19 protein-coding genes and 1 riboswitch are annotated in these 18298 nt (G+C 69.9%); of the genes, 17 read left to right on the forward strand and 2 right to left on the reverse strand.

Annotated elements, in window-relative coordinates:
- The first annotated feature begins 8 nt into the window (after positions 1-8).
- The 3 genes from LV780_RS02555 to LV780_RS02565 all read left to right on the forward strand — a co-directional run bounded on the left by LV780_RS02555 (position 9) and on the right by LV780_RS02565 (position 2069).
- Positions 9-326, forward strand: coding sequence for a chorismate mutase (locus tag LV780_RS02555; protein ID WP_011907626.1), 318 nt, complete (start codon positions 9-11; stop codon positions 324-326).
- The gene (gene folD / locus LV780_RS02560; RefSeq protein WP_108221545.1) at positions 323-1213 is read left to right on the forward strand and encodes a bifunctional methylenetetrahydrofolate dehydrogenase/methenyltetrahydrofolate cyclohydrolase FolD; all 891 of its coding nucleotides are present in this window, start codon (positions 323-325) and stop codon (positions 1211-1213) included. The genes LV780_RS02555 and folD overlap by 4 nt, the downstream gene beginning before the upstream one ends.
- A 136-nt stretch (positions 1214-1349) precedes the next feature.
- On the forward strand, positions 1350-2069 hold the full coding sequence (locus LV780_RS02565; RefSeq protein WP_108221543.1) for a LytTR family DNA-binding domain-containing protein: 720 nt from the start codon (positions 1350-1352) through the stop codon (positions 2067-2069).
- Here LV780_RS02565 and pdeM read toward each other — a convergent pair.
- Both pdeM and LV780_RS02575 read right to left on the reverse strand, forming a co-directional pair.
- The gene (pdeM, locus tag LV780_RS02570; protein WP_108221540.1) at positions 2033-2719 is read right to left on the reverse strand and encodes a ligase-associated DNA damage response endonuclease PdeM; all 687 of its coding nucleotides are present in this window, start codon (positions 2717-2719) and stop codon (positions 2033-2035) included. The two genes, LV780_RS02565 and pdeM, sit on opposite strands and share 37 nt — an antisense overlap.
- Before the next feature lie 96 nt (positions 2720-2815).
- Entirely contained in the window at positions 2816-5215 is a 2400-nt protein-coding gene (locus LV780_RS02575) for a ligase-associated DNA damage response DEXH box helicase (RefSeq protein WP_108221538.1), read from the reverse strand.
- An 85-nt stretch (positions 5216-5300) separates the two neighbouring features.
- Here LV780_RS02575 and LV780_RS02580 point away from each other — a divergent pair, with 85 nt between their 5' ends.
- The 14 genes from LV780_RS02580 to LV780_RS02645 all read left to right on the forward strand — a co-directional run bounded on the left by LV780_RS02580 (position 5301) and on the right by LV780_RS02645 (position 18292).
- The gene (locus tag LV780_RS02580; protein WP_108221536.1) at positions 5301-6110 is read left to right on the forward strand and encodes a TIGR00282 family metallophosphoesterase; all 810 of its coding nucleotides are present in this window, start codon (positions 5301-5303) and stop codon (positions 6108-6110) included.
- Between the two features lie 103 nt (positions 6111-6213).
- Positions 6214-7992 carry an SLC13 family permease gene (locus LV780_RS02585; RefSeq protein WP_011907632.1) on the forward strand — a complete coding sequence of 593 codons (1779 nt, stop codon included), beginning with the start codon at positions 6214-6216 and terminating at the stop codon, positions 7990-7992.
- 75 nt (positions 7993-8067) lie between these two features.
- Positions 8068-8814 carry a YebC/PmpR family DNA-binding transcriptional regulator gene (locus LV780_RS02590; protein ID WP_011907633.1) on the forward strand — a complete coding sequence of 249 codons (747 nt, stop codon included), beginning with the start codon at positions 8068-8070 and terminating at the stop codon, positions 8812-8814.
- A 157-nt stretch (positions 8815-8971) separates the two neighbouring features.
- Positions 8972-9889, forward strand: a complete 918-nt coding sequence (locus LV780_RS02595; RefSeq protein WP_108221534.1) for a DMT family transporter — start codon at positions 8972-8974, stop codon at positions 9887-9889.
- 61 nt (positions 9890-9950) lie between these two features.
- The gene (locus LV780_RS02600) at positions 9951-11264 is read left to right on the forward strand and encodes a UDP-glucose dehydrogenase family protein (RefSeq protein ID WP_011907635.1); all 1314 of its coding nucleotides are present in this window, start codon (positions 9951-9953) and stop codon (positions 11262-11264) included.
- A 4-nt stretch (positions 11265-11268) separates the two neighbouring features.
- The gene (gene galE, locus LV780_RS02605; RefSeq protein WP_011907636.1) at positions 11269-12255 is read left to right on the forward strand and encodes a UDP-glucose 4-epimerase GalE; all 987 of its coding nucleotides are present in this window, start codon (positions 11269-11271) and stop codon (positions 12253-12255) included.
- 10 nt (positions 12256-12265) lie between these two features.
- Complete coding sequence (locus tag LV780_RS02610) at positions 12266-13060, forward strand: inositol monophosphatase family protein (RefSeq protein ID WP_108222652.1); 795 nt, start codon at positions 12266-12268, stop codon at positions 13058-13060.
- Complete coding sequence (locus LV780_RS02615) at positions 13057-13509, forward strand: lytic transglycosylase domain-containing protein (RefSeq protein ID WP_108222651.1); 453 nt, start codon at positions 13057-13059, stop codon at positions 13507-13509. Before LV780_RS02610 ends, LV780_RS02615 begins: the two co-directional genes overlap by 4 nt.
- A 122-nt stretch (positions 13510-13631) precedes the next feature.
- Positions 13632-13729, forward strand: a riboswitch (TPP riboswitch).
- Positions 13730-13776: 47 nt separating this feature from the next.
- Complete coding sequence (gene thiM, locus LV780_RS02620) at positions 13777-14565, forward strand: hydroxyethylthiazole kinase (protein WP_108222650.1); 789 nt, start codon at positions 13777-13779, stop codon at positions 14563-14565.
- Positions 14562-15173: a thiamine phosphate synthase gene (gene thiE / locus LV780_RS02625; RefSeq protein ID WP_101341174.1), complete on the forward strand. Its 612-nt coding sequence runs from the start codon at positions 14562-14564 to the stop codon at positions 15171-15173. The genes thiM and thiE overlap by 4 nt, the downstream gene beginning before the upstream one ends.
- Complete coding sequence (gene thiD / locus LV780_RS02630) at positions 15170-15973, forward strand: bifunctional hydroxymethylpyrimidine kinase/phosphomethylpyrimidine kinase (protein ID WP_108222649.1); 804 nt, start codon at positions 15170-15172, stop codon at positions 15971-15973. Before thiE ends, thiD begins: the two co-directional genes overlap by 4 nt.
- A complete protein-coding gene (locus LV780_RS02635; protein WP_108222648.1) occupies positions 15970-16899 on the forward strand; it encodes an ABC transporter substrate-binding protein in 930 nt (309 codons plus the stop codon). The genes thiD and LV780_RS02635 overlap by 4 nt, the downstream gene beginning before the upstream one ends.
- Positions 16899-17579 carry an ATP-binding cassette domain-containing protein gene (locus tag LV780_RS02640; protein ID WP_011907643.1) on the forward strand — a complete coding sequence of 227 codons (681 nt, stop codon included), beginning with the start codon at positions 16899-16901 and terminating at the stop codon, positions 17577-17579. Before LV780_RS02635 ends, LV780_RS02640 begins: the two co-directional genes overlap by 1 nt.
- Positions 17576-18292 (forward strand): ABC transporter permease, encoded by a 717-nt coding sequence (locus tag LV780_RS02645; protein ID WP_011907644.1) that lies wholly within the window; start codon positions 17576-17578, stop codon positions 18290-18292. The genes LV780_RS02640 and LV780_RS02645 overlap by 4 nt, the downstream gene beginning before the upstream one ends.
- Positions 18293-18298: the final 6 nt, after the last annotated feature.

Genomic DNA, 18298 nt, shown 5'->3' on the forward strand with positions numbered 1-18298 from the left:
GGACCAAGGTGCGAGCCCCGGAAGACTGCCATTCGATGGAAGACCTGCGCGCGATGATCGACGCGCTCGACGCCCAGATCGTCGGGCTCATGGCGCAGCGCGCGGGCTACATCGACCGTGCCGCCGAGATCAAGACCGACATCGGCCTGCCCGCGCGCATCGAGTCGCGCGTCGAGGAGGTGGTGCGCAACGTGCGTGTGCGCGCCATGGCCGAAGGACTGGATCCGGCGCTGATCGAGACGCTCTGGCGGATCCTGATCGACTGGTCGATCGCGCGCGAGGAAGAGGTTCTGGGGCCCGACGCCCCGCAGGAGGGGACGGAATGACGGCGAAGCGGATCGACGGCAAGGCCTTTGCGGCGGGCGTGCGCGCGCAGGTGGCGGACCATGTGGCGCGGCTGAAGGCCGATCACGGCCTCGTGCCGGGCCTCGCCGTCGTTCTCGTGGGCGAGGATCCGGCCAGTCAGGTCTATGTCGGCGCCAAGGGCAAGCAGACGGTCGAGGTGGGCATGGCCTCGTTCGAGCACCGTTTGCCCGCCGAGACCTCCGAGGCCGAGCTGCTGGCGCTGATCGACCGGCTGAACCGCGATCCTCAGGTGCACGGCATTCTGGTGCAACTGCCGCTTCCGCCGCATCTGAACTCGGACCTCGTGATCAACGCGCTGGACCCGGCCAAGGACGTGGACGGGTTCCACATCTCGAACGTGGGCCGCCTCGGGACGGGGCAGAAGAGCATGGTCCCCTGCACGCCGCTCGGCTGCCTGATGATGCTGCGCGACCATCTGGGCAATCTCTCGGGGATGAACGCCGTGGTGGTGGGGCGGTCGAACATCGTCGGCAAGCCGATGGCGCAACTGCTGCTGGGCGACAGCTGCACGGTCACGATCGCCCATTCGCGCACGAAGGATCTCGCGGCCGTCTGCCGGGGCGCCGACATCCTCGTGGCGGCCGTGGGCCGGCCCGAGATGATCACCGGCGACTTCGTGAAGCCGGGTGCCACCGTCATCGACGTGGGGATCAACCGCATCGAGCGCGACGGCAAGACGAAGCTCGTGGGCGATGTGGATCATGCCTCGGCGGCCGAGGTGGCCGGGGCCATCACGCCGGTTCCGGGCGGGGTGGGGCCGATGACGATCGCCTGCCTGCTAGCCAACACGCTGACCGCCTGCTGCCGCGCGAACGGCCTGCCCGAGCCGCAGGGCCTGACCGCCTGACACCGCGCCCGCCGGACCGGGCCGGATGCCGCGCCTTCGGGAAGCGGCCTCGCGCCTGCGTCACACGGCGGAGTTGATCGGCCCCCGCCGGCCCTGTAGCGACGAGTCATTCGTTCAGGTCTTGGCGGAGGCTTCCTTGTCCTTCTCGCGCCTTTATGCCGAATGTCTTGCCGCTCCGCTGCCCTGGATCGTCTGGGCGGCCCTTTCTGTCGGTCTGGCCGTCTCGGGTCCGTTCGGCAGCTATCAGACCGTGGCCCTGCCCGAACGTCTCCTGGTGTGGAGCGCGCTGGTCGCCATCACGCTCGGGCTGGGGCTTGCCCTTCGGATCTGGTTCGCCTCGGCGGGCCTGCGCGAGCTGAGGCGCGGGGCGGGGCTGGCGCTTGCCGTCGCGGCGTTCCTCACGCTGCCGATCTGGTGGCTCATGCGCCTCGCCTTCGGCCCCGAGGCGCCGAGCGCGGTCGAGGTGGCGCCCGCGCTCTTCTGCGCGGCGCTGGGTCTGTCGGCCTTCCGCGTGGGCACGCGGCCGCAGCCCTCCCGGGACGGCAGCCCGCGCCTCCTGCAGCGGATGGAGCCGGGCCAGCGCGGCGAGCTGATCTCGATCTCGGTCCGGGATCATTATGTGGATGTGATGACGAGCGCGGGCCTCGTGAGCCTCTTGCTGCGCTTTTCGGACGCGATGGATGAAACCGAGGGCGTGCCGGGGGCGCAGGTCCACCGCTCGCACTGGGTGGCCTGGTCGGCCGTCACCGGGGTCGAGCGCGGGCCGGGCAAGCTGTTCCTGCTGCTGAGGGACGGCAGCCGCATTCCCGTCAGCCGCGCTCACCGCGCAAAGCTGGAAGAGCGCGGCCTGATTTGAGGGGCCCGGCGCGGCATGGGCACCGGAATGGCCTTGGTGCCGGTGAGGATCGCGAGCGCGCCCGGCCGCATCAGCGCCACCAGCGTCGGATCGTGGCACCAGAGCCCGCCGGTATAGGCGCCATAGGCGGGCAGGATCAGGCGTCGGCCGTCGGTCAGGAAACAGGGCCGGGCCCGGCCCGCGAGCGTGCATTTCGGATGGTAATGGCCCGAGACCTCGGCCTCGCCCGCCGCGATGTGGCGGAAGGTGAGCGGCCCGAGCGTGATCTCGCCCCGGTAGCTTCCGCCGCAGTCGGTGGGGGCCGGGTCGTGGTTGCCGAGGATCCAGATCCACTCGCGCCCGGCCATCAGCCGCATGAGCCAGAGGCGCTCGGCCTCGACCAGCGCGCCCGCCGCCTCGGCATCGTCGAACGAATCGCCAAGGCAGAGCACCCGCGCCGCGCCCGTGGCCTCGAGATCGGCGGTCAGCCGGGCGAGGGTGGCCTGCGTCTCGTAGGGCGGCAGCAGCGTGCCGCCGCGCCGCGCCATCCGCTCGGCCTTGCCCAGATGCAGGTCCGAGACACAGAGCAGCCGCTCCTCGGGCCACCAGAGGGCCCCTGAGGGCATCGCCACCAGCCGCGCATCGGCAAGGAAGAAGGTATGGCCGTTCATGGCCCGTTCCTGTCTCATCCGCGCGCGCCACGCAAGCGCAGGCTGTGGATCCGGCCAGAGGCTTGGCACGGTGCGTGCCCTTGCCGAGGTTCGCTGTCAGCTCAGTCCTGCGGCGGCCATGAGGGCCGCGGCCTGCTCCTCCATCAGCCGCTGGCGCCCCGCGCCTTCGACGGGGACGCGGCCCATCTCGAGGAAGAGCGGCGCGGCGAGCGGGGTCACGCGGTCCAGCCGCAGGCAATCCACGCGGCCGCGGGTGCGGGCCAGCATCTCCTCGATCCGGCCGAAATCCACGAGGCCACGCTCGGCCTCTTCGCGCGTGATGCGCAGCAGCAGGTGACCCGGATCGTGCCGAAGCAGCGTGTCGTAGAGGATGTCCGAGGAGAAGGTCGCCTGCTTGCCCGTGCGCCGCCGGCCCATGTGGGTGCGCTCGATCAGCCCCGCGATGATGGCCGAGTTGCGGAAGGTCCGCTTCATCACCGCATTTCCGGCAAGCCAGCTCTCGAGCCCCTCGCGCAGCCGTTCGGCCTCGAAGAGCGGGGCGGGATCGGTCACGGCCTCCAGCCCCCAGATCAGCGTGGCATAGTCGGTCGCGACGAAGCCGAGGGGCGAGAGGCGCTCCTCCTCCATGCGCTTGGTGAGCAGAAGGCCCAGCGTCTGCTGCGCGTTGCGGCCGGCAAAGCCGTAGAGGCAGAGATGCTCGCGCCCGTCGTGGGGAAAGCTCTCGACCAGCAGCCGGTCGGCCTCGGGCAGGCGCGAGACCTTGCGCTGGAGGGCCAGCCAGTCGGCGGTGTGGCGTGGAAGGCCGGGCCAGCCGGGTTGCCGGAACAGCTCGAGGATCCGGTGCGTGAGAAGGGTGGAGGTGGCGAACTTGGTGCCGTTGAAGGTGGCCACCCGCGGATCGCGGCCGGGATTTCGCGTGACCTCGACGGTCATCTCGTGCAGGCCTTCGTAGCGCACCACCTGGCCTGCCATCAGGAAGGTGTCGCCGGGGGTGAGGGTGGCGGCGAAGCCTTCCTCGATCTCGCCCAGCGGCGCGCCGCCCCGGCCGCGCATCCGCACCTTGAGCACCTCGGTGTCGATGATCGTGCCGATGTTCATGCGGATCACTTGCGCCGTGCGCGGGTCGCGCAGCTGCCAGAGGCCGCCCCGCAGCATGATCCGCTGCCAGCGGTCATAGGCGCGCAGCGCGTAGCCGCCGGTCGCCACGAAATCGAGGCAGGCGTCGAAGTCGGCCCGCGAGAGGCCGGCGTAGGGTCCGGCGCTGATCACCTCGGCAAAGAGGGCGTCGGCCGCAAAGGGCCCGGCCGCCGCGGTGATCAGGATATGCTGGCAGAGGACATCGCGCGGACCCGGCCCCCGCGGCTCGCCGTCGAGCGCATGGTCGCGCACGGCTTCCAGCGCGGCGAGGCATTCGACCACCTCGAAGCGGTTGGCCGGCACCAGAAGCGCCTTGGAGGGCGCGTTGTAGCGGTGGTTCGCCCGCCCGATGCGCTGGACGAGGCGCTTGACGTTCTTCGGCGCGCCGACCTGGATCACCAGATCGACGTCGCCCCAGTCGATGCCCAGATCGAGCGAGCCGGTGCAGACGATGGCGCGCAGCTCTCCCGCGACCATCGCCGCCTCGACCCGCTCGCGCTGCTCACGCGAGAGCGAGCCGTGGTGGATGCCGATGGGCAGGTCGTCCTCGTTGGCAAGCCAGAGCGCGTGGAAGAACAGCTCGGCCTGCGCGCGGGTGTTGTGAAAGACGAGCGTCGTGCGGTGGCGGCGGATCTCGGCCAGCACCTCGGGGATCGCGTGCCGCCCGCCGCCGCCCGCCCAGGGCGGGGGCGTCTCGGTCTCGAGCATGGCGATGTCGGGATCGGGGCCGGGATCGGCCATCAGCACCCGGCAGGGGCCCGGGTGGGCGGCGAGGAAGCGGGCCAGCGCCGGCGGGTCCTCGACCGTGGCCGAGAGGCCCACCCGGCGCAGGCCGGGCGCCAGCCGCTGGAGCCGGGCAAGGCACAGCATGAGCTGGTCGCCGCGCCTGGATTCGGCCAGCGCGTGGATCTCGTCCACGATCACCCGTTGCAGGCCCGCGAAGATCCGCGGCGCATCCTCGTAGGACAGCAAGAGCGCGAGGCTCTCGGGCGTGGTGAGCAGGATGTGGGGCGGATCGGCCCGCTGTCGGCGGCGGACGTGGCTGCCCGTGTCGCCGGTGCGGTCCTCGACCCGGATCGCGAGACCCGCTCCCTCGATCGGGGCGCGCAGGTTGCGGCGGATGTCGGCCGCCAGCGCCTTCAGCGGCGAAATGTAGAGCGTGTGCAGGCCCGGCGCGGGATGCGGGCCCAGCTCGGCCAGCGTCGGCAGGAAACCGGCGAGCGTCTTGCCCCCGCCGGTGGGCGCCACGAGGAGCAGCGCCGGCGCGTCCGCGCCGGCCAGCATCTCTTCCTGATGCGGATGCAGCGTCCAGCCACGGGCGGCGAAAAAGGGCGCAAGGAACGGCGGCAGGAGGCTCATGCGCAAAGGATAGGGCGCGCGGGAAGGGGCGGAAAGGGGCGGAATCCTCTTGCTCTTGGCACGCCCGCGCCCTAACGCTGCCGCCATGAGGCTTCTCTTTCTTGGCGATGTGATGGGGCGTGCGGGGCGCTCGGCGGTGGCGGAACGGCTGCCGGCGCTGCGCACGGACTGGGGGCTCGATTTCGTCGTCGTCAATGGCGAGAACGCATCCAGCGGGGCGGGCATCACCGGCGACCATGCGAAGAAGCTGCTCGCCTCGGGCGCGGACTGCGTCACGCTTGGCGACCATGCCTTCGACCAGAAGGAAATGCTCCAGTTCATCGAGACCGAGCCGCGCATCGTGCGGCCGCTGAACTACGCCCGGACCGCACCGGGCAAGGGCGCGCGGATCTTCACCGTCGGCGGGCGCAAGGTGCTGGTGCTGCAGGCGCTGGGTCAGGTCTTCATGAAGCGGCCCTTCGACGATCCCTTCTCGGCGGTGGACGGGGTGCTGAAGGGCTCGCCGCTGGGCGGCGCGGTGCAGGCCACGATCCTCGACATCCATTGCGAGGCCACCAGCGAGAAGATGGCCATGGGCCACTGGTGCGACGGACGGGCGAGCCTTGTGGTGGGGACGCACACCCATGTGCCGACAGCGGATGCGCAGATCCTGCGCGGTGGCACGGCCTACCTCAGCGATGCGGGCATGTGCGGGGACTATGATTCCGTGATCGGCATGGAAAAGTCCGAGCCGCTGCGGCGCTTCATCACCCAGATGCCGAAGGGCCGGTTCGAGCCCGCCTCGGGGCCCGCCACCCTGTCGGGCGTCTATGTCGAGACGGACGACCGCACGGGCCTCGCCCAGCGGGTCGTGCCTGTCCGGCTGGGCGGCCGGTTGCAGGAGTCGCGGCCCTGAGGCTGCCCGTCTTCACGACGGAACGTGACAGGCGGTCTCGCGCCGGCTTTGCTTGCCGGCGGTCACCGCGTATGCAGGCGAGCAGAGTTCAACAGGAGAGATGATGTTCGGTCTCGAACTTTCGGAACCGATGCAGGCGTGGACGGCGCTGGCGATCCTCGCCGGGATGCTGGTGCTTTTTGTCCGCGAGATCTATCCCGTCGAGGTGACGGCCATCGCGGGCGGGGCGCTGATGCTGGCGGTGGGCATCCTGCCGCAGGACGATCTGCTGAAGGTTCTCTCGAACCCCGCGCCCTGGACGATCACCGCGCTCTTCATCATCGTGGGGTCCCTTGTCCGGACCGGAACCCTCGATGCGGTGACGCAGCTTGCCATCCGCCACGCGGCCGATCGGCCGTTGCGGACGCTGGGCCTGCTGTCGGTGGTGATCATCGGCATGTCGGCCTTCATGAACAACACGCCGATCGTCGTGGTGATGATCCCGGTCTTCATGCAGATCGCGCGGCAGATGAAGATCTCGCCCTCCAAGGTGATGATCCCGCTGAGCTATCTCTCGATCTTCGGCGGGACGGTGACGCTGATCGGCACCTCGACCAACCTGCTGGTGGATGGCGTCGCGCGCGGCTCGGGACTTGAGCCCTTCTCGATCTTCGAGATCACGCCGCTCGGGATCGCGATGGCGCTGATCGGCCTCTGTTACCTGTGGTTCTTTGCGCCGCGCCTGCTGCCCGACCGGGACAGCATGGGGATGCTGCTCTCGGACCGGACGCGGATGAAGTTCTTCACCGAGGTGGCCGTGCCGGAGGATTCGGCGCTGATCGGCCGCAAGGTCGAGGAGGTGGACATCTTCAAGCGCGAGAGCCTGCGCGTGATCGACGTGCTGCGCGGCGATGCCTCGCTTCGCCGCAATCTCGGCGAGGCGGTGCTGGAGGCGGGCGACCGGGTCGTGCTGCGCACCCCGATGTCCGAGGTCCTCAGCCTGCAATCGAACAAGGAGCTGCGGCTGGTGGACAAGCTGTCCTCGGTCCAGACGCAGGTGGTCGAGGTGCTGATCACGCCGGGCTGCTTCATGGTGGGCCGGTCGCTTGGCGCGATGCGGCTTCGGCGGCGCTACGGCGTCTATGTGCTGGCGGCGCACCGGCGCAACCAGAACATCGGCCGGCAGCTCGACGATCTCGTGGTGCAGGTGGGCGACACCCTGCTTCTGGAAGGGGCGCAGCAGGACATCGAGCGGCTGGCCAGCGAGATGCAGGTGGTGGACATCGCCCAGCCGTCCGACCGTGCCTACCGCCGCAGCCGGGCGCCCGTGGTGATGGCGGTGCTGGCGGCGGTGGTGCTGCTGTCGGCGCTGAACGTGGCGCCGATCGCGGTGCTGGCGATGATCGGCGTGGCGGTGGTGCTCGTGACGCGCTGCATCGATGCCGACGAGGCTTTCGGCTATATCGAGGGTCGCCTTCTTGCGCTGATCTTCGGGATGCTCGCCGTCGGGGCGGGGCTCGAACATTCCGGCGCGGTGGGGATGATCGTGGGCGCGGTCGCGCCGCTGATGCAGGGTCTGCCGCCGTTCCTGCTGGTGTTCGTGGTCTATGCCCTGACCTCGCTCCTGACCGAGCTTGTGAGCAACAACGCCGTGGCCGTGATCCTGACGCCCATCGTGATCGGGCTGGCGGCCTCGCTCGGGGTGGATCCGCGGCCCTTCGTCGTGGCGGTGATGTTCGGCGCCTCGGCCAGCTTCGCCACCCCCATCGGCTACCAGACCAACACGCTGGTCTATGGCCCCGGCGGCTACCGGTTCACCGACTTCCTGCGCATCGGCCTGCCGCTCAACATCCTGATGATGGTGGCGATGAGCCTGCTGATCCCGCTGTTCTTCCCCTTCTGACGCAGGTCGCCAAGGCTTGCGGGGGGGGCGGGCGCTGGGCTATAGGCGCCCGGTATCAAAGGATCGGAGAGGGTCATGGCGGGCCATTCCAAATGGGCGAACATCCAGCATCGCAAGGGCAAGCAGGACAAGCTGCGCTCGAAGATGTTCTCGAAGCTGGCGAAGGAGATCACCGTCGCCGCCAAGATGGGTGATCCCGACCCCGACAAGAACCCGCGCCTGCGGCTGGCGGTGAAGGCGGCCAAGGCCGTCTCGATGCCCAAGGACGTGATCGAGCGCGCGATCAAGAAGTCGCAGGGTGGCGATGCCGAGGATTATTCGGAAATCCGCTACGAAGGCTATGGCCCGAACGGCATCGCGATCATCGTCGAGACGATGACCGACAACGTGAACCGCACCGCCTCGAACGTGCGCAGCTATTTCACCAAGTTCGGCGGCAACCTCGGCACCACCGGCTCGGTGAGCTTCATGTTCGACCGGGTGGGCGAGATCACCTACAAGCCCGCTGCCGGCGATGCCGACACGGTGATGATGGCCGCGATCGAGGCCGGGGCCGATGACGTCGAATCGGACGAGGACGGCCACTGGATCTATTGCGGCGACACGAGCCTCAACGAGGTGTCCGAGGCGCTGGAAAAGGTGCTGGGCGAGAGCGAGGAAGCCAAGCTCGTCTGGAAGCCGCAGAACCGCACGAACGTCGATCTGGAAACCGCGCAGAAGCTGATGAAGCTGATCGATGCGCTGGAAGAGGACGACGACGTGCAGACGGTGACCGCAAACTTCGACATCCCCGAGGATGTCGCGGCAAGGCTCGACGCCTGAGGCGGGCTGCGCGAGAGGCGCCGCCCTCCGCAGGTCTTGCGCGGGGGGCTCGTGTGCCGGGGTGGGGTGCGCAACGGTTCGGCCTTTGCCGAAACCGGGGCGGCTTCTTGATGATCTGCCCTTGCGATGCCTTGGGAGATCGGGTTGATTGCCGGCCATGAGCGCCTTTCCCGCAGATGCGAGCCGGACCCGCACGCTGGAAGGCGTGCTCTGGATGCTGGCCTCCGGCCTCAGCTTCGTGGCGGTGACGGGCATCGTCCGCTATCTGGGCACCGACATTCCGGCGGCACAGGGGGCGTTCCTCCGCTTCGCCTTCGGTGTGCTGTTCCTGCTGCCGACGCTGATCCCGGTGCTGCGGGGCGGCTTTCCGCCCGGCGCACTGAAGGTCTATTCCCTGCGCGGCCTCGTGCACACCTTCGCCGTGATCTGCTGGTTCTACGCCATGGCCCGCATTCCGGTCGCCGAGGTGACGGCCATCGGCTACCTGAACCCGGTTCTGGTGACGCTGGGGGCGGCGCTCTTCTTCGCCGAGCGGCTGGCGCTGCGGCGGGTTCTGGCGGTGGCGGTGGCGCTGGTGGGGGCGCTGATCGTGCTCCGGCCCGGCCTGCGCGAACTGTCTTCGGGGCACCTGTCGCAACTCGGCGCGGCCTCGTTCTTCGCCGTCAGCTACCTGCTGGCCCGCAGGCTGTCGGACGTGGCGGGGGCGGGGGCGATCGTGGCGATGCTGTCGCTGACGGTGACGGTGGGCCTGCTGCCCTTTGCGCTGCTCGTCTGGGTGCCGGTGGGCGCGACGCAGCTTCTGTGGCTTGCGCTCGTGGCCGTGTTCGCCACGCTCGGCCATTACTGCATGACCCGCGCCTTTGCCGCGGCCCCGCTGACGGTGACGCAACCCGTCACCTTCCTGCAACTTGTCTGGGCCACGTTGCTCGGGGCGCTGGCCTTCGGGGAACGCATCGACCCCTTCGTGCTTCTGGGAGGCGGGATCATCATCTCTGCCATCACCTACATCACCTGGCGCGAGTCGGTGCTGAAGCGGCGGGCGAGTGCGTCCATTGCGAAAGATGCCTTGGGTTGAAATTTACAGTCTGGAATGCGGCTGACAGACAGGCCGCACAAGGGAAAGGACGGCTTTTTCCATGAAGATCGCGATGATCGGCACGGGCTATGTGGGCCTTGTATCCGGGGTCTGCTTCTCCGACTTCGGACATGAGGTCGTCTGCGTCGACAAGGACCCGGCGAAGATCGCCAAGCTGAAGGACGGCAAGGTGCCGATCTTCGAGCCCGGGCTCGAGGCGCTGATGACGCGCAACGTGGCGGCGGGGCGGCTGTCCTTCACGCTCGATCTGGCCGAGGCGATGCGCGACGCCGAGGCGGTCTTCATCGCCGTGGGAACGCCGACGCGGCGCGGCGACGGGCATGCCGACCTCACCTATGTCATGGCCGCGGCCGAGGAGATCGCCCACACGCTCCGGCATTATGCGGTGGTCGTGACCAAATCGACCGTGCCGATCGGCACCAACCGCAAGGTGGCCGAGGTGATCCGCACCGCCAATCCGGCCGCCGATTTCGACGTGGCCTCGAACCCCGAATTCCTGCGCGAAGGGGCCGCCATCGACGATTTCATGCGCCCTGACCGCGTGGTGGTGGGGCTGGAGTCCGAGCGCGCCCGGAAGATCATGGCCGACATCTACCGCCCGCTGTTCCTGCGCGACTTTCCGGTGGTCTTCACCGGCCTCGAGAGCGCCGAGATGATCAAATACGCCGCGAACGCCTTCCTCGCGACCAAGATCACCTTCATCAACGAGATCGCGGCGCTCTGCGAGCGGGTGGGGGCCGACATCAAGGCCGTCTCGAAGGGGATGGGCCTTGACGGGCGGATCGGCAACAAGTTCCTCCATGCCGGGCCGGGCTATGGCGGCTCGTGCTTTCCCAAGGACACCAAGGCGCTCGCCCGGATGGGGCAGGACCATGCCTCGCCGATCCAGATCGTCGAGACCGTCATCAAGGTCAATGACGAGATCAAGCGCCGGATGATCGAGAAGATCGAGGATCTCTGCGAGGGCTCGTGCCGTGACAAGGTGATCACGGTGCTGGGCGTGACCTTCAAGCCCAACACCGACGACATGCGCGACGCGCCCTCGCTGACCATCGTCCCGGCCCTGATCGGCGCGGGGGCGAAGGTGCGGGTGGTCGATCCCGAAGGGCGGCGCGAGGGCGAGCATCTCCTGCCGGGCGTACGCTGGATGGACGATGCCTATGCGGCGGCCGAGGGTGCCTCGGCGCTGGTGATCCTGACCGAGTGGAACGAGTTCCGGGCCCTCGATCTGGGCCGGCTGGCCCGAGTCATGGCCGAGCCGAAGATGGCGGACCTGCGCAATGTCTATGCGCCGGCCGAAGTGACCCGCGCCGGCTTCAAGGAATATGTCGCGGTCGGTCGGTCCGAGGGCTGAGTGAATGGGTGATCGGGTTCTGGTGACGGGCGGCGCGGGCTACATCGGCTCGCACGCCTGCAAGGTGCTGAAGCGGGCCGGGTTCGAGCCCGTGACGTTCGACAACCTCTCGACCGGCTGGGAACAGGCGGTCCGGTTCGGCCCGCTCGCGCGCGGCGACCTGATGGACCGCGCCAGCATCGACGCGGCACTCGAGGAATGGAAGCCCGTCGCGGTGATGCATTTCGCGGCCCTGTCGCTGGTGGGCGAATCGATGCGCGATCCGGCGACCTACTGGCGGGTGAACGTGAACGGCGCGCTGAACCTGCTCGAGGCGACCGTCGCGCAGGGCGTGAAGAACTTCGTCTTCTCCTCCACCTGCGCGACCTACGGCGATCAGGATGGCGTGGTGCTGGATGAAGACACGCCGCAGCGCCCGATCAACGCCTATGGCGCCTCCAAGCGCGCGATCGAGGAGATGCTGGCCAATTTCGGCGCTTCCTTCGGCCTGAACCACACGATCTTCCGCTATTTCAACGTGGCCGGCGCCGATCCCGAGGGCGAGGCCGGCGAGCAGCACGAGCCCGAGACCCATCTCATTCCGCTGATGCTGGATGCGGTGGCGGGCAAGCGGCCGGCGCTGACCGTCTTCGGCACCGATTATCCCACGCGCGACGGCACCTGCATCCGCGACTATGTGCATGTGATGGATCTGGCGCAGGCGCATGTGCTGGGGCTGAACCGGCTGCTTCAGGGCGGCACCAGCCGGGTCTTCTGCCTCGGCACGGGGCGCGGCTTCTCGGTGCGCGAGGTGATCGAACAGTCGCGCGCCGTCACCAACCGCGAGGTGCCGATCGTGATCGGCGCGCGCCGGGCGGGCGATGCGGCCGCCCTCGTCTGCGGGTCGGAGCGTGCCGTGCGCGAACTCGGGTGGGAGCCCGAACGGTCCACCCTGCCGCACATGATCGCCGATGCATGGCGCTGGCATCAGGCCCCGCGCTTTGAGCAGTGAGGATGAGAGAGTGACCGATCCGGTCGGAGACCGCCTGGCCTTGGCCTGCGAGGTGGCGGCGGAAGCCGGCCGCCTCGCGCTTGACTTCTTCGCCCGCCGCGAGAGCCTTGCGGTCGAGGCCAAGGCGAGCCCCCAGGACATCGTGAGCCGGGCCGACCGCGAGGTCGAGACGCTGATCCGGCGCCGCCTCTCGGAGCGCCATCCCGAAGACGGCTTTCTGGGCGAAGAGCACGGGGCGCAGGCGGGGACATCCGGCTTCACCTGGGTGATCGACCCGATCGACGGGACCGCACCCTTCCTCGCCGGTCTGCCGCACTGGTGCGTGGTCCTTGCGCTTCAGCAGGACGGCCGCACTGTGGCGGGCGTCATCGAGCATCCGCTTGCGCGCGAGACCTTCACCGCCCGGCGCGGGGGCGGGGCCTTCCTCAACGGCGAGCGGCTGCATGCGCGCGCCGATCTGCGCATCGGCAACTGCAACGTGGCCCTCGGGGCGAGCCATCGCACGCCGCCCGACGTCGCGGCCGCGCTGGTGCGCGAGCTGATGCGGCGCGGCGGAATGTTCTACCGCAACGGTTCGGGCGCGATCATGCTGGCCTCGGTCGCCGCGGGCCGGCTGGGGGGCTATTACGAGCCGCACATGAACCCCTGGGACTGTCTCGCGGCCATGCTGATGGTCGAAGAAACACAAGGGCTGGCTTCCCCCTTTCCCGAAGACGCAAGCGGTGGCATGGTGCTCGTCGCCGCACCGAACGTGTGGGAAGATCTGACAGCCGTTGTGAAGGCAGCAGAGGGACAGGCAGGATGAAGGTCATGATGACCGCCGCGCTTCTTGCAGCGGCGCTGGCGCTGGGGGGCTGTGGCGGAGGCGCCACGTCCACGGAAGGGCGCGGCGAAGGCTCGGGCCAGCCCGAGGTGATGCGGATGGTGAGCGACTATGCCAGGCTCTACCAGGTTCCGCCGTCGCTGATGCACCGGGTGGTGCGGGGCGAAAGCGGCTACAATCCGGCGGCGCGCAACGGGCCCTACATGGGGTTGATGCAGATCCATCCCCAGACCGCGAAGACCATGGGCTACAAGGGCGAGGCCGAGAGCCTGCTCGACGCGCGGACGAACCTGACCTACGGCGGCAAATATCTGCGCGGCGCGTGGCTGGTGGCGCGCGGCAACGAAGAGCGCGCGATCCAGTGGTATCGCAACGGCTATTACTACGAGGCCAAGCGCCTTGGGCTGCTCGAAGAAACCGGCCTGCGCTGATCCGGCAGGCCGCGCCCTTCGGCAGCGCGGGTCCATTCGCGCTTCGTGATACGCCCGGCCCGGGGCGCCACCGCGCCCGCCTGAAGAGACTTGCGCCGCGCGCTCGCCTCGCGGTATGGCTTGGTCAGTGACAGGGGCGTCCGGGACATAGCCGGGCTGAGAAGCACCCTTCGAACCTGAACCAGGTCATGCTGGCGGAGGAAGTCGCGGTGCTGCAGGTCCTGTGCCTGGGGTCATTTCGTCTCCTTCCGTCATGGAAGGAGCAAGATGGATCGCTGCGGAGCCTATCTCGACACCATGCGGAGCACGGCGCCGCTGGTGCAGTGCATCACAAACTTCGTCGCCATGAACGTCATGGCCAACGTGCTGCTGGCGGCGGGCGCCTCGCCCGCGATGGTGCATGACGCCGAGGAATCGGGCGAGTTCGCCGCCATCGCGCAGGTGCTGACCATCAACCTCGGCACGCCCAGCCCGCGCTGGGTCGAGGGGATGGAGGCCGCGGCGCGCGGCGCCGTCGCGGCCGGGCGGCCCTGGGTGCTCGATCCGGTGGCGGTGGGGGCCACGGCCTTCCGCCGCGGTCTCGGGGCGCGGCTTCTGGCGCTGAAGCCCACCGTCATCCGCGGCAACGCCTCGGAGATCCTGGCCCTCGCCGGCGCCGAAGCGCGGGGCAAGGGCGCCGACAGCGCCGACACGGTGGCGGCCGCCGAGGCCGCCGCGCAGCGCCTTGCCGAAGGGTCGGGCGCCGTGGTGGCGGTGACGGGCCCGGTGGATTTCGTCACCGACGGCCGCCGGGGCATCCGGTGCGGCAACGGACATGCGCTGATGCCGAAGGTCACCGCGCTCGGCTGCTCCCTGACCGGCATCGTCGGGGCCTTTGCGGCGGGCGGGCCCGCCTTCGAGGCCACCGCCGCGGGGCTTGCCTTCTTCGGCCTTGCGGGTGAGGAGGCGGCGCGCCGGGCCGCGGGGCCGGGCAGCTTCCAGGTGGCCTTCCTCGACGCGCTTCATGCGATGACGCCCGATGATCTCGATCGCGGCGCGAAGCTGGAGGCGGCATGAACCTCACGCTCTATTTCGTGACGCCCGACGGCGCCGCGGATCCCGAGGCGCTGGCGGTCGCGGCGGTGCGTGGCGGGGCCACGCTGGTCCAGCTCCGCGACAAGCGCCGAAGCGACGCCGAGCTGGTTCCGCTGGCCCGGCGGCTGATCGCGGCCCTCGATCCGTTCGGAGTGCCGCTGATCGTGAACGACCGGGTCGAGGTCGTGCTGGCGGCGGGGGCGGCGGGCCTTCATGTGGGGCAGGGCGATCTCGGCATCGAGGAGGCGCGGCGGCGGATCGGGCCGGACCGGCTGCTTGGCCTGTCGGTCGAGGCGCCCGGACATCTGCAGGCCCTGCCGCTGGGGATCGTGGATTATGTGGGCGTGGGGCCGGTGCGGGCGACGGCGTCCAAGCCCGATCATGCGCCGCCCATCGGGTTTGACGGGCTCGCGCGGCTGGTCGCGGCGGCGCCGGTTCCGGCCGTGGCGATCGGCGGGCTCGGCGCGGGCGATGCGCGGGCGGTGAAGGCTGCGGGGGCGGACGGGCTGGCGGTGGTGTCGGCCATCGGCTCGGCCGCGGACCCCGAGGCGGCCGCGCGCGCCCTTGCCGAGGAGTGGAGACAGGCATGATCCCCAACATCCTTTCCATCGCGGGCTCGGACCCGTCGGGCGGCGCAGGCATACAGGCCGACATCAAGGCCATCGGCGCGAACGGCGGCTACGGGATGGCCGTGCTGACCGCGCTCACGGCGCAGAACACGCGCGGGGTGACGGGGGTCGAGCTGGTCGCGCCCGCCTTCGTCACCGCGCAGCTTCGCGCGGTCCTGACCGATGTGCGCACGGATGCGATCAAGATCGGGATGCTGGGAACGGCGGCCATCACCGAGGCGGTGGCGGCCGAACTGGCCGGCCAGAGGGCGCCGGTTGTCCTCGATCCGGTGATGGTGGCCAAGGGTGGCGACCGGCTGCTTGCGGCCGAGGCGGTGGCGGCGCTGCGCGAGCGTCTGATGCCGCTGGCGCGGATCGTCACCCCGAACCTCCCCGAGGCGGCGGACCTGCTGGGCGAGGCCGAGGTGTCGGACCGGGCGGGCATGGAGCGTCAGGCGCGGGCGCTGCTGGCTCTGGGGCCGGCGGCGGTGCTGCTCAAGGGCGGCCATCTCGCGGGCGAGGACTGCCCCGACCTGTTTCTGGATCGGGACAGGATGGAATGGCTCGTGGCGCCCCGCACCGACACGCGGAACACGCACGGGACGGGCTGCACCCTGTCGTCGGCGCTCGCCACGCATCTCGCCCTGTCGGGCGACGCGCTCGCCGCCTGCCGGGCCGCCAAGACCTACGTCTCGGGCGCCATCGCCGGGGCCGATGCCCTGTCCGTCGGCAGCGGCCACGGGCCGACCGATCACTTCTTCATGCTGAGGAGCCCTGAATGAAACGCGCAGCCCTCTTTGCCCTGCTGCTGCCTGCGCCCGCTGTGGCCCAGCCGCTGACCATCGCGCTCGACTGGTTCGTGAACCCCGATCACGGGCCCATCATCGTCGCCGAGCGGCAGGGCTGGTTCGACGAGGCGGGCCTCGAGGTCGAGATCGTGGCCCCGGCCGATCCGGCCGATCCGCCGAAGATGGCGGCCTCGGGTCAGGTCGATCTTGCGATCACCTACCAGCCGCAGCTCTACCTGCAACATGCCGAGGGGCTGCCCCTCGTGCGGGTGGGGACGCTGGTCGAAAGCCCGCTCTATTGCGTCATGGCGAAGGCCGATGGTCCGGTGCAGGGACTGGCCGATCTGAAGGGGCGCAAGGTCGGCTTCTCGGTCGCGGGGATCGAGGAGGCGCTTCTGCACACGATGCTGCGCACGAACGGGGTCGAGCCCGCCGAGGTCGGGTTCGTGAACGTCAACTTCGCGCTGACCCCGGCGCTGGCGAGCGGGCAGGTCGATGCGGTGGCGGGGGCCTTCCGCAACTTCGAGTTGCACCAGATCGCCGCCGCGGGACAGGAGGGCCGCTGCTTCCTGCCCGAAGAGAATGGCGTGCCCGCCTATGACGAGCTGATCTATGTGGCCAACCCCGACCGGATGGACCGCGACGCCGTGGCCGCCTTCCTGAAAGTGACCGAGCGGGCGGCCGGCTGGATCGCGGACCATCCCGACGAGGCGTGGGAGGTCTTTCGCGGCTGGTCGGCCGAGGTGGACGATGACCTGAACGCCGCCGCATGGGGCGACACGCTGCCCCATTTCGCGGCGCGGCCGATGGCGCTTGACGCCGACCGCTATGCCGGGTTCGGGCGCTACATGGCCGAGGTGGGCCTGATCGCGGTGGCGCCCGCGGTGGCCGACGTGGCGGTCGATCTGTCGGCCCCCTGATGGGGTTCGGGATCGAGGGCTCGGCCCGGATCGGCGGCCGGGTGCTGTTTCGCGACATCGCCCTGCCGCTGGCGCCGGGCTGGACCTGTCTGCTCGGCGCCAGCGGCGCCGGCAAGAGCACGATCCTGCGGCTCGTGGCGGGCCTGCCCACGGGCGCAGAGTTCGAGGGGCAGGTGAGGGCGCCGCGGCGGATCGCCTGGATGGCGCAGCGCGATCTCCTGCAGGAGCGGTCGAGCCTGCTCGGGAACGTGCTGCTCGGGCGCAGGCTGTCGGGAGCACGCGCCGATGCCGCGCGGGCGCGGGAGCTTCTGGCCCTCGTCGGGTTGGAAGGGCAGGAGGCGCGCCGGCCCGCGAGCCTCTCGGGGGGGCAGCGGCAGCGGGTGGCCCTGGCCCGCGCGCTGATGGAGGAGGCGCCGCTTGCGCTGCTGGACGAGCCCTTCTCGGCCCTCGATGCGGGCACGCGGCGGCGGATGCAGGATCTGGCGCTGGAGCGGCTTTCGGGCGCGGCGGTGCTGATGGTCACGCATGATCCGATGGAGGCCTTGCGGATGGGCAACCGGGTCTGGTTGCTCGAGGGCGGAACGCTCTCTCCGGTCGCGCTGCCGCCGGGGCCCGTGCCTCGTCCGCTGCCCGCGCTTGCGGCCGAGGCCGAGCGGCTGATGGCGCGGCTTGCGGCATGAGGGCCGTGCTGGCGGGGATCGCGCTGCTGGCGCTCTGGCAGGCGGTGGTGAGCCTCACCGCGGTGCCGCCCTTCATCCTGCCGGGGCCGGTGGCGGTGCTGCAGGCGATGGGGACCAACCGGGGGATGCTTGCGCAGAACGCCGCGACGACGGCGGCCGAGATCGGACTGGGGCTCGGGCTGGGGGTGCTCACGGGGCTGGCCGCGGGCCTCGCCACGGCGCTTTCGGACCGGCTCGGGCAGATCCTCCGGCCGCTTCTCGTCATCAGCCAGGCGCTTCCGGTCTTTGCGCTGGCGCCGATCCTGACGCTGTGGCTCGGCTACGGGATGGGGTCGAAGGTCGCGGTCGTGGTGCTCATCACCTTCTTCCCGGTGGCGTCGGCGCTGCATGACGGGCTGCGGGCGACACCCGAGGCGGCCCTTGATCTGGCGCGGCTGGCGCGGGCGCCGCGCTGGCGGGAACTGATGTGGCTGAGGCTGCCGCATGCGCTGCCGCATCTGGCGGCGGCCCTGCGGATCGCGGCCGTCTATGCCCCGATCGGGGCCGTGATCGGCGAATGGGTCGGGTCTTCGGCCGGGCTCGGCCACCTGATGTTGCTGGCCAACGCGCGGATGAAGACGGACCTCATGTTTGCGGCGCTGGCCGTGCTGGCGGCGATGACGTTGTGCCTGCGGGCCGCGACCGATGCGGGATTGAGACGCGCGGGCCTCTGATCCGCC

It is taken from the genome of Cereibacter azotoformans (assembly GCF_021391315.1).
GTDB classification, from domain to species: Bacteria; Pseudomonadota; Alphaproteobacteria; order Rhodobacterales; family Rhodobacteraceae; genus Cereibacter_A; species Cereibacter_A azotoformans.

Coding starts and splice junctions, on each gene's coding strand:
- folD (WP_108221545.1), top strand. CDS start 323: ATGACGGCGAAGCGGATCGACGGCAAGGCCTTTGCGGCGGGCGTGCGC.
- pdeM (WP_108221540.1), bottom strand. CDS start 2,719: ATGAACGGCCATACCTTCTTCCTTGCCGATGCGCGGCTGGTGGCGATG.
- LV780_RS02575 (WP_108221538.1), bottom strand. CDS start 5,215: ATGAGCCTCCTGCCGCCGTTCCTTGCGCCCTTTTTCGCCGCCCGTGGC.
- LV780_RS02580 (WP_108221536.1), top strand. CDS start 5,301: ATGAGGCTTCTCTTTCTTGGCGATGTGATGGGGCGTGCGGGGCGCTCG.
- LV780_RS02585 (WP_011907632.1), top strand. CDS start 6,214: ATGTTCGGTCTCGAACTTTCGGAACCGATGCAGGCGTGGACGGCGCTG.
- LV780_RS02590 (WP_011907633.1), top strand. CDS start 8,068: ATGGCGGGCCATTCCAAATGGGCGAACATCCAGCATCGCAAGGGCAAG.
- LV780_RS02595 (WP_108221534.1), top strand. CDS start 8,972: ATGAGCGCCTTTCCCGCAGATGCGAGCCGGACCCGCACGCTGGAAGGC.
- LV780_RS02600 (WP_011907635.1), top strand. CDS start 9,951: ATGAAGATCGCGATGATCGGCACGGGCTATGTGGGCCTTGTATCCGGG.
- galE (WP_011907636.1), top strand. CDS start 11,269: ATGGGTGATCGGGTTCTGGTGACGGGCGGCGCGGGCTACATCGGCTCG.
- LV780_RS02615 (WP_108222651.1), top strand. CDS start 13,057: ATGAAGGTCATGATGACCGCCGCGCTTCTTGCAGCGGCGCTGGCGCTG.
- thiM (WP_108222650.1), top strand. CDS start 13,777: ATGGATCGCTGCGGAGCCTATCTCGACACCATGCGGAGCACGGCGCCG.
- thiE (WP_101341174.1), top strand. CDS start 14,562: ATGAACCTCACGCTCTATTTCGTGACGCCCGACGGCGCCGCGGATCCC.
- thiD (WP_108222649.1), top strand. CDS start 15,170: ATGATCCCCAACATCCTTTCCATCGCGGGCTCGGACCCGTCGGGCGGC.
- LV780_RS02635 (WP_108222648.1), top strand. CDS start 15,970: ATGAAACGCGCAGCCCTCTTTGCCCTGCTGCTGCCTGCGCCCGCTGTG.
- LV780_RS02640 (WP_011907643.1), top strand. CDS start 16,899: ATGGGGTTCGGGATCGAGGGCTCGGCCCGGATCGGCGGCCGGGTGCTG.
- LV780_RS02645 (WP_011907644.1), top strand. CDS start 17,576: ATGAGGGCCGTGCTGGCGGGGATCGCGCTGCTGGCGCTCTGGCAGGCG.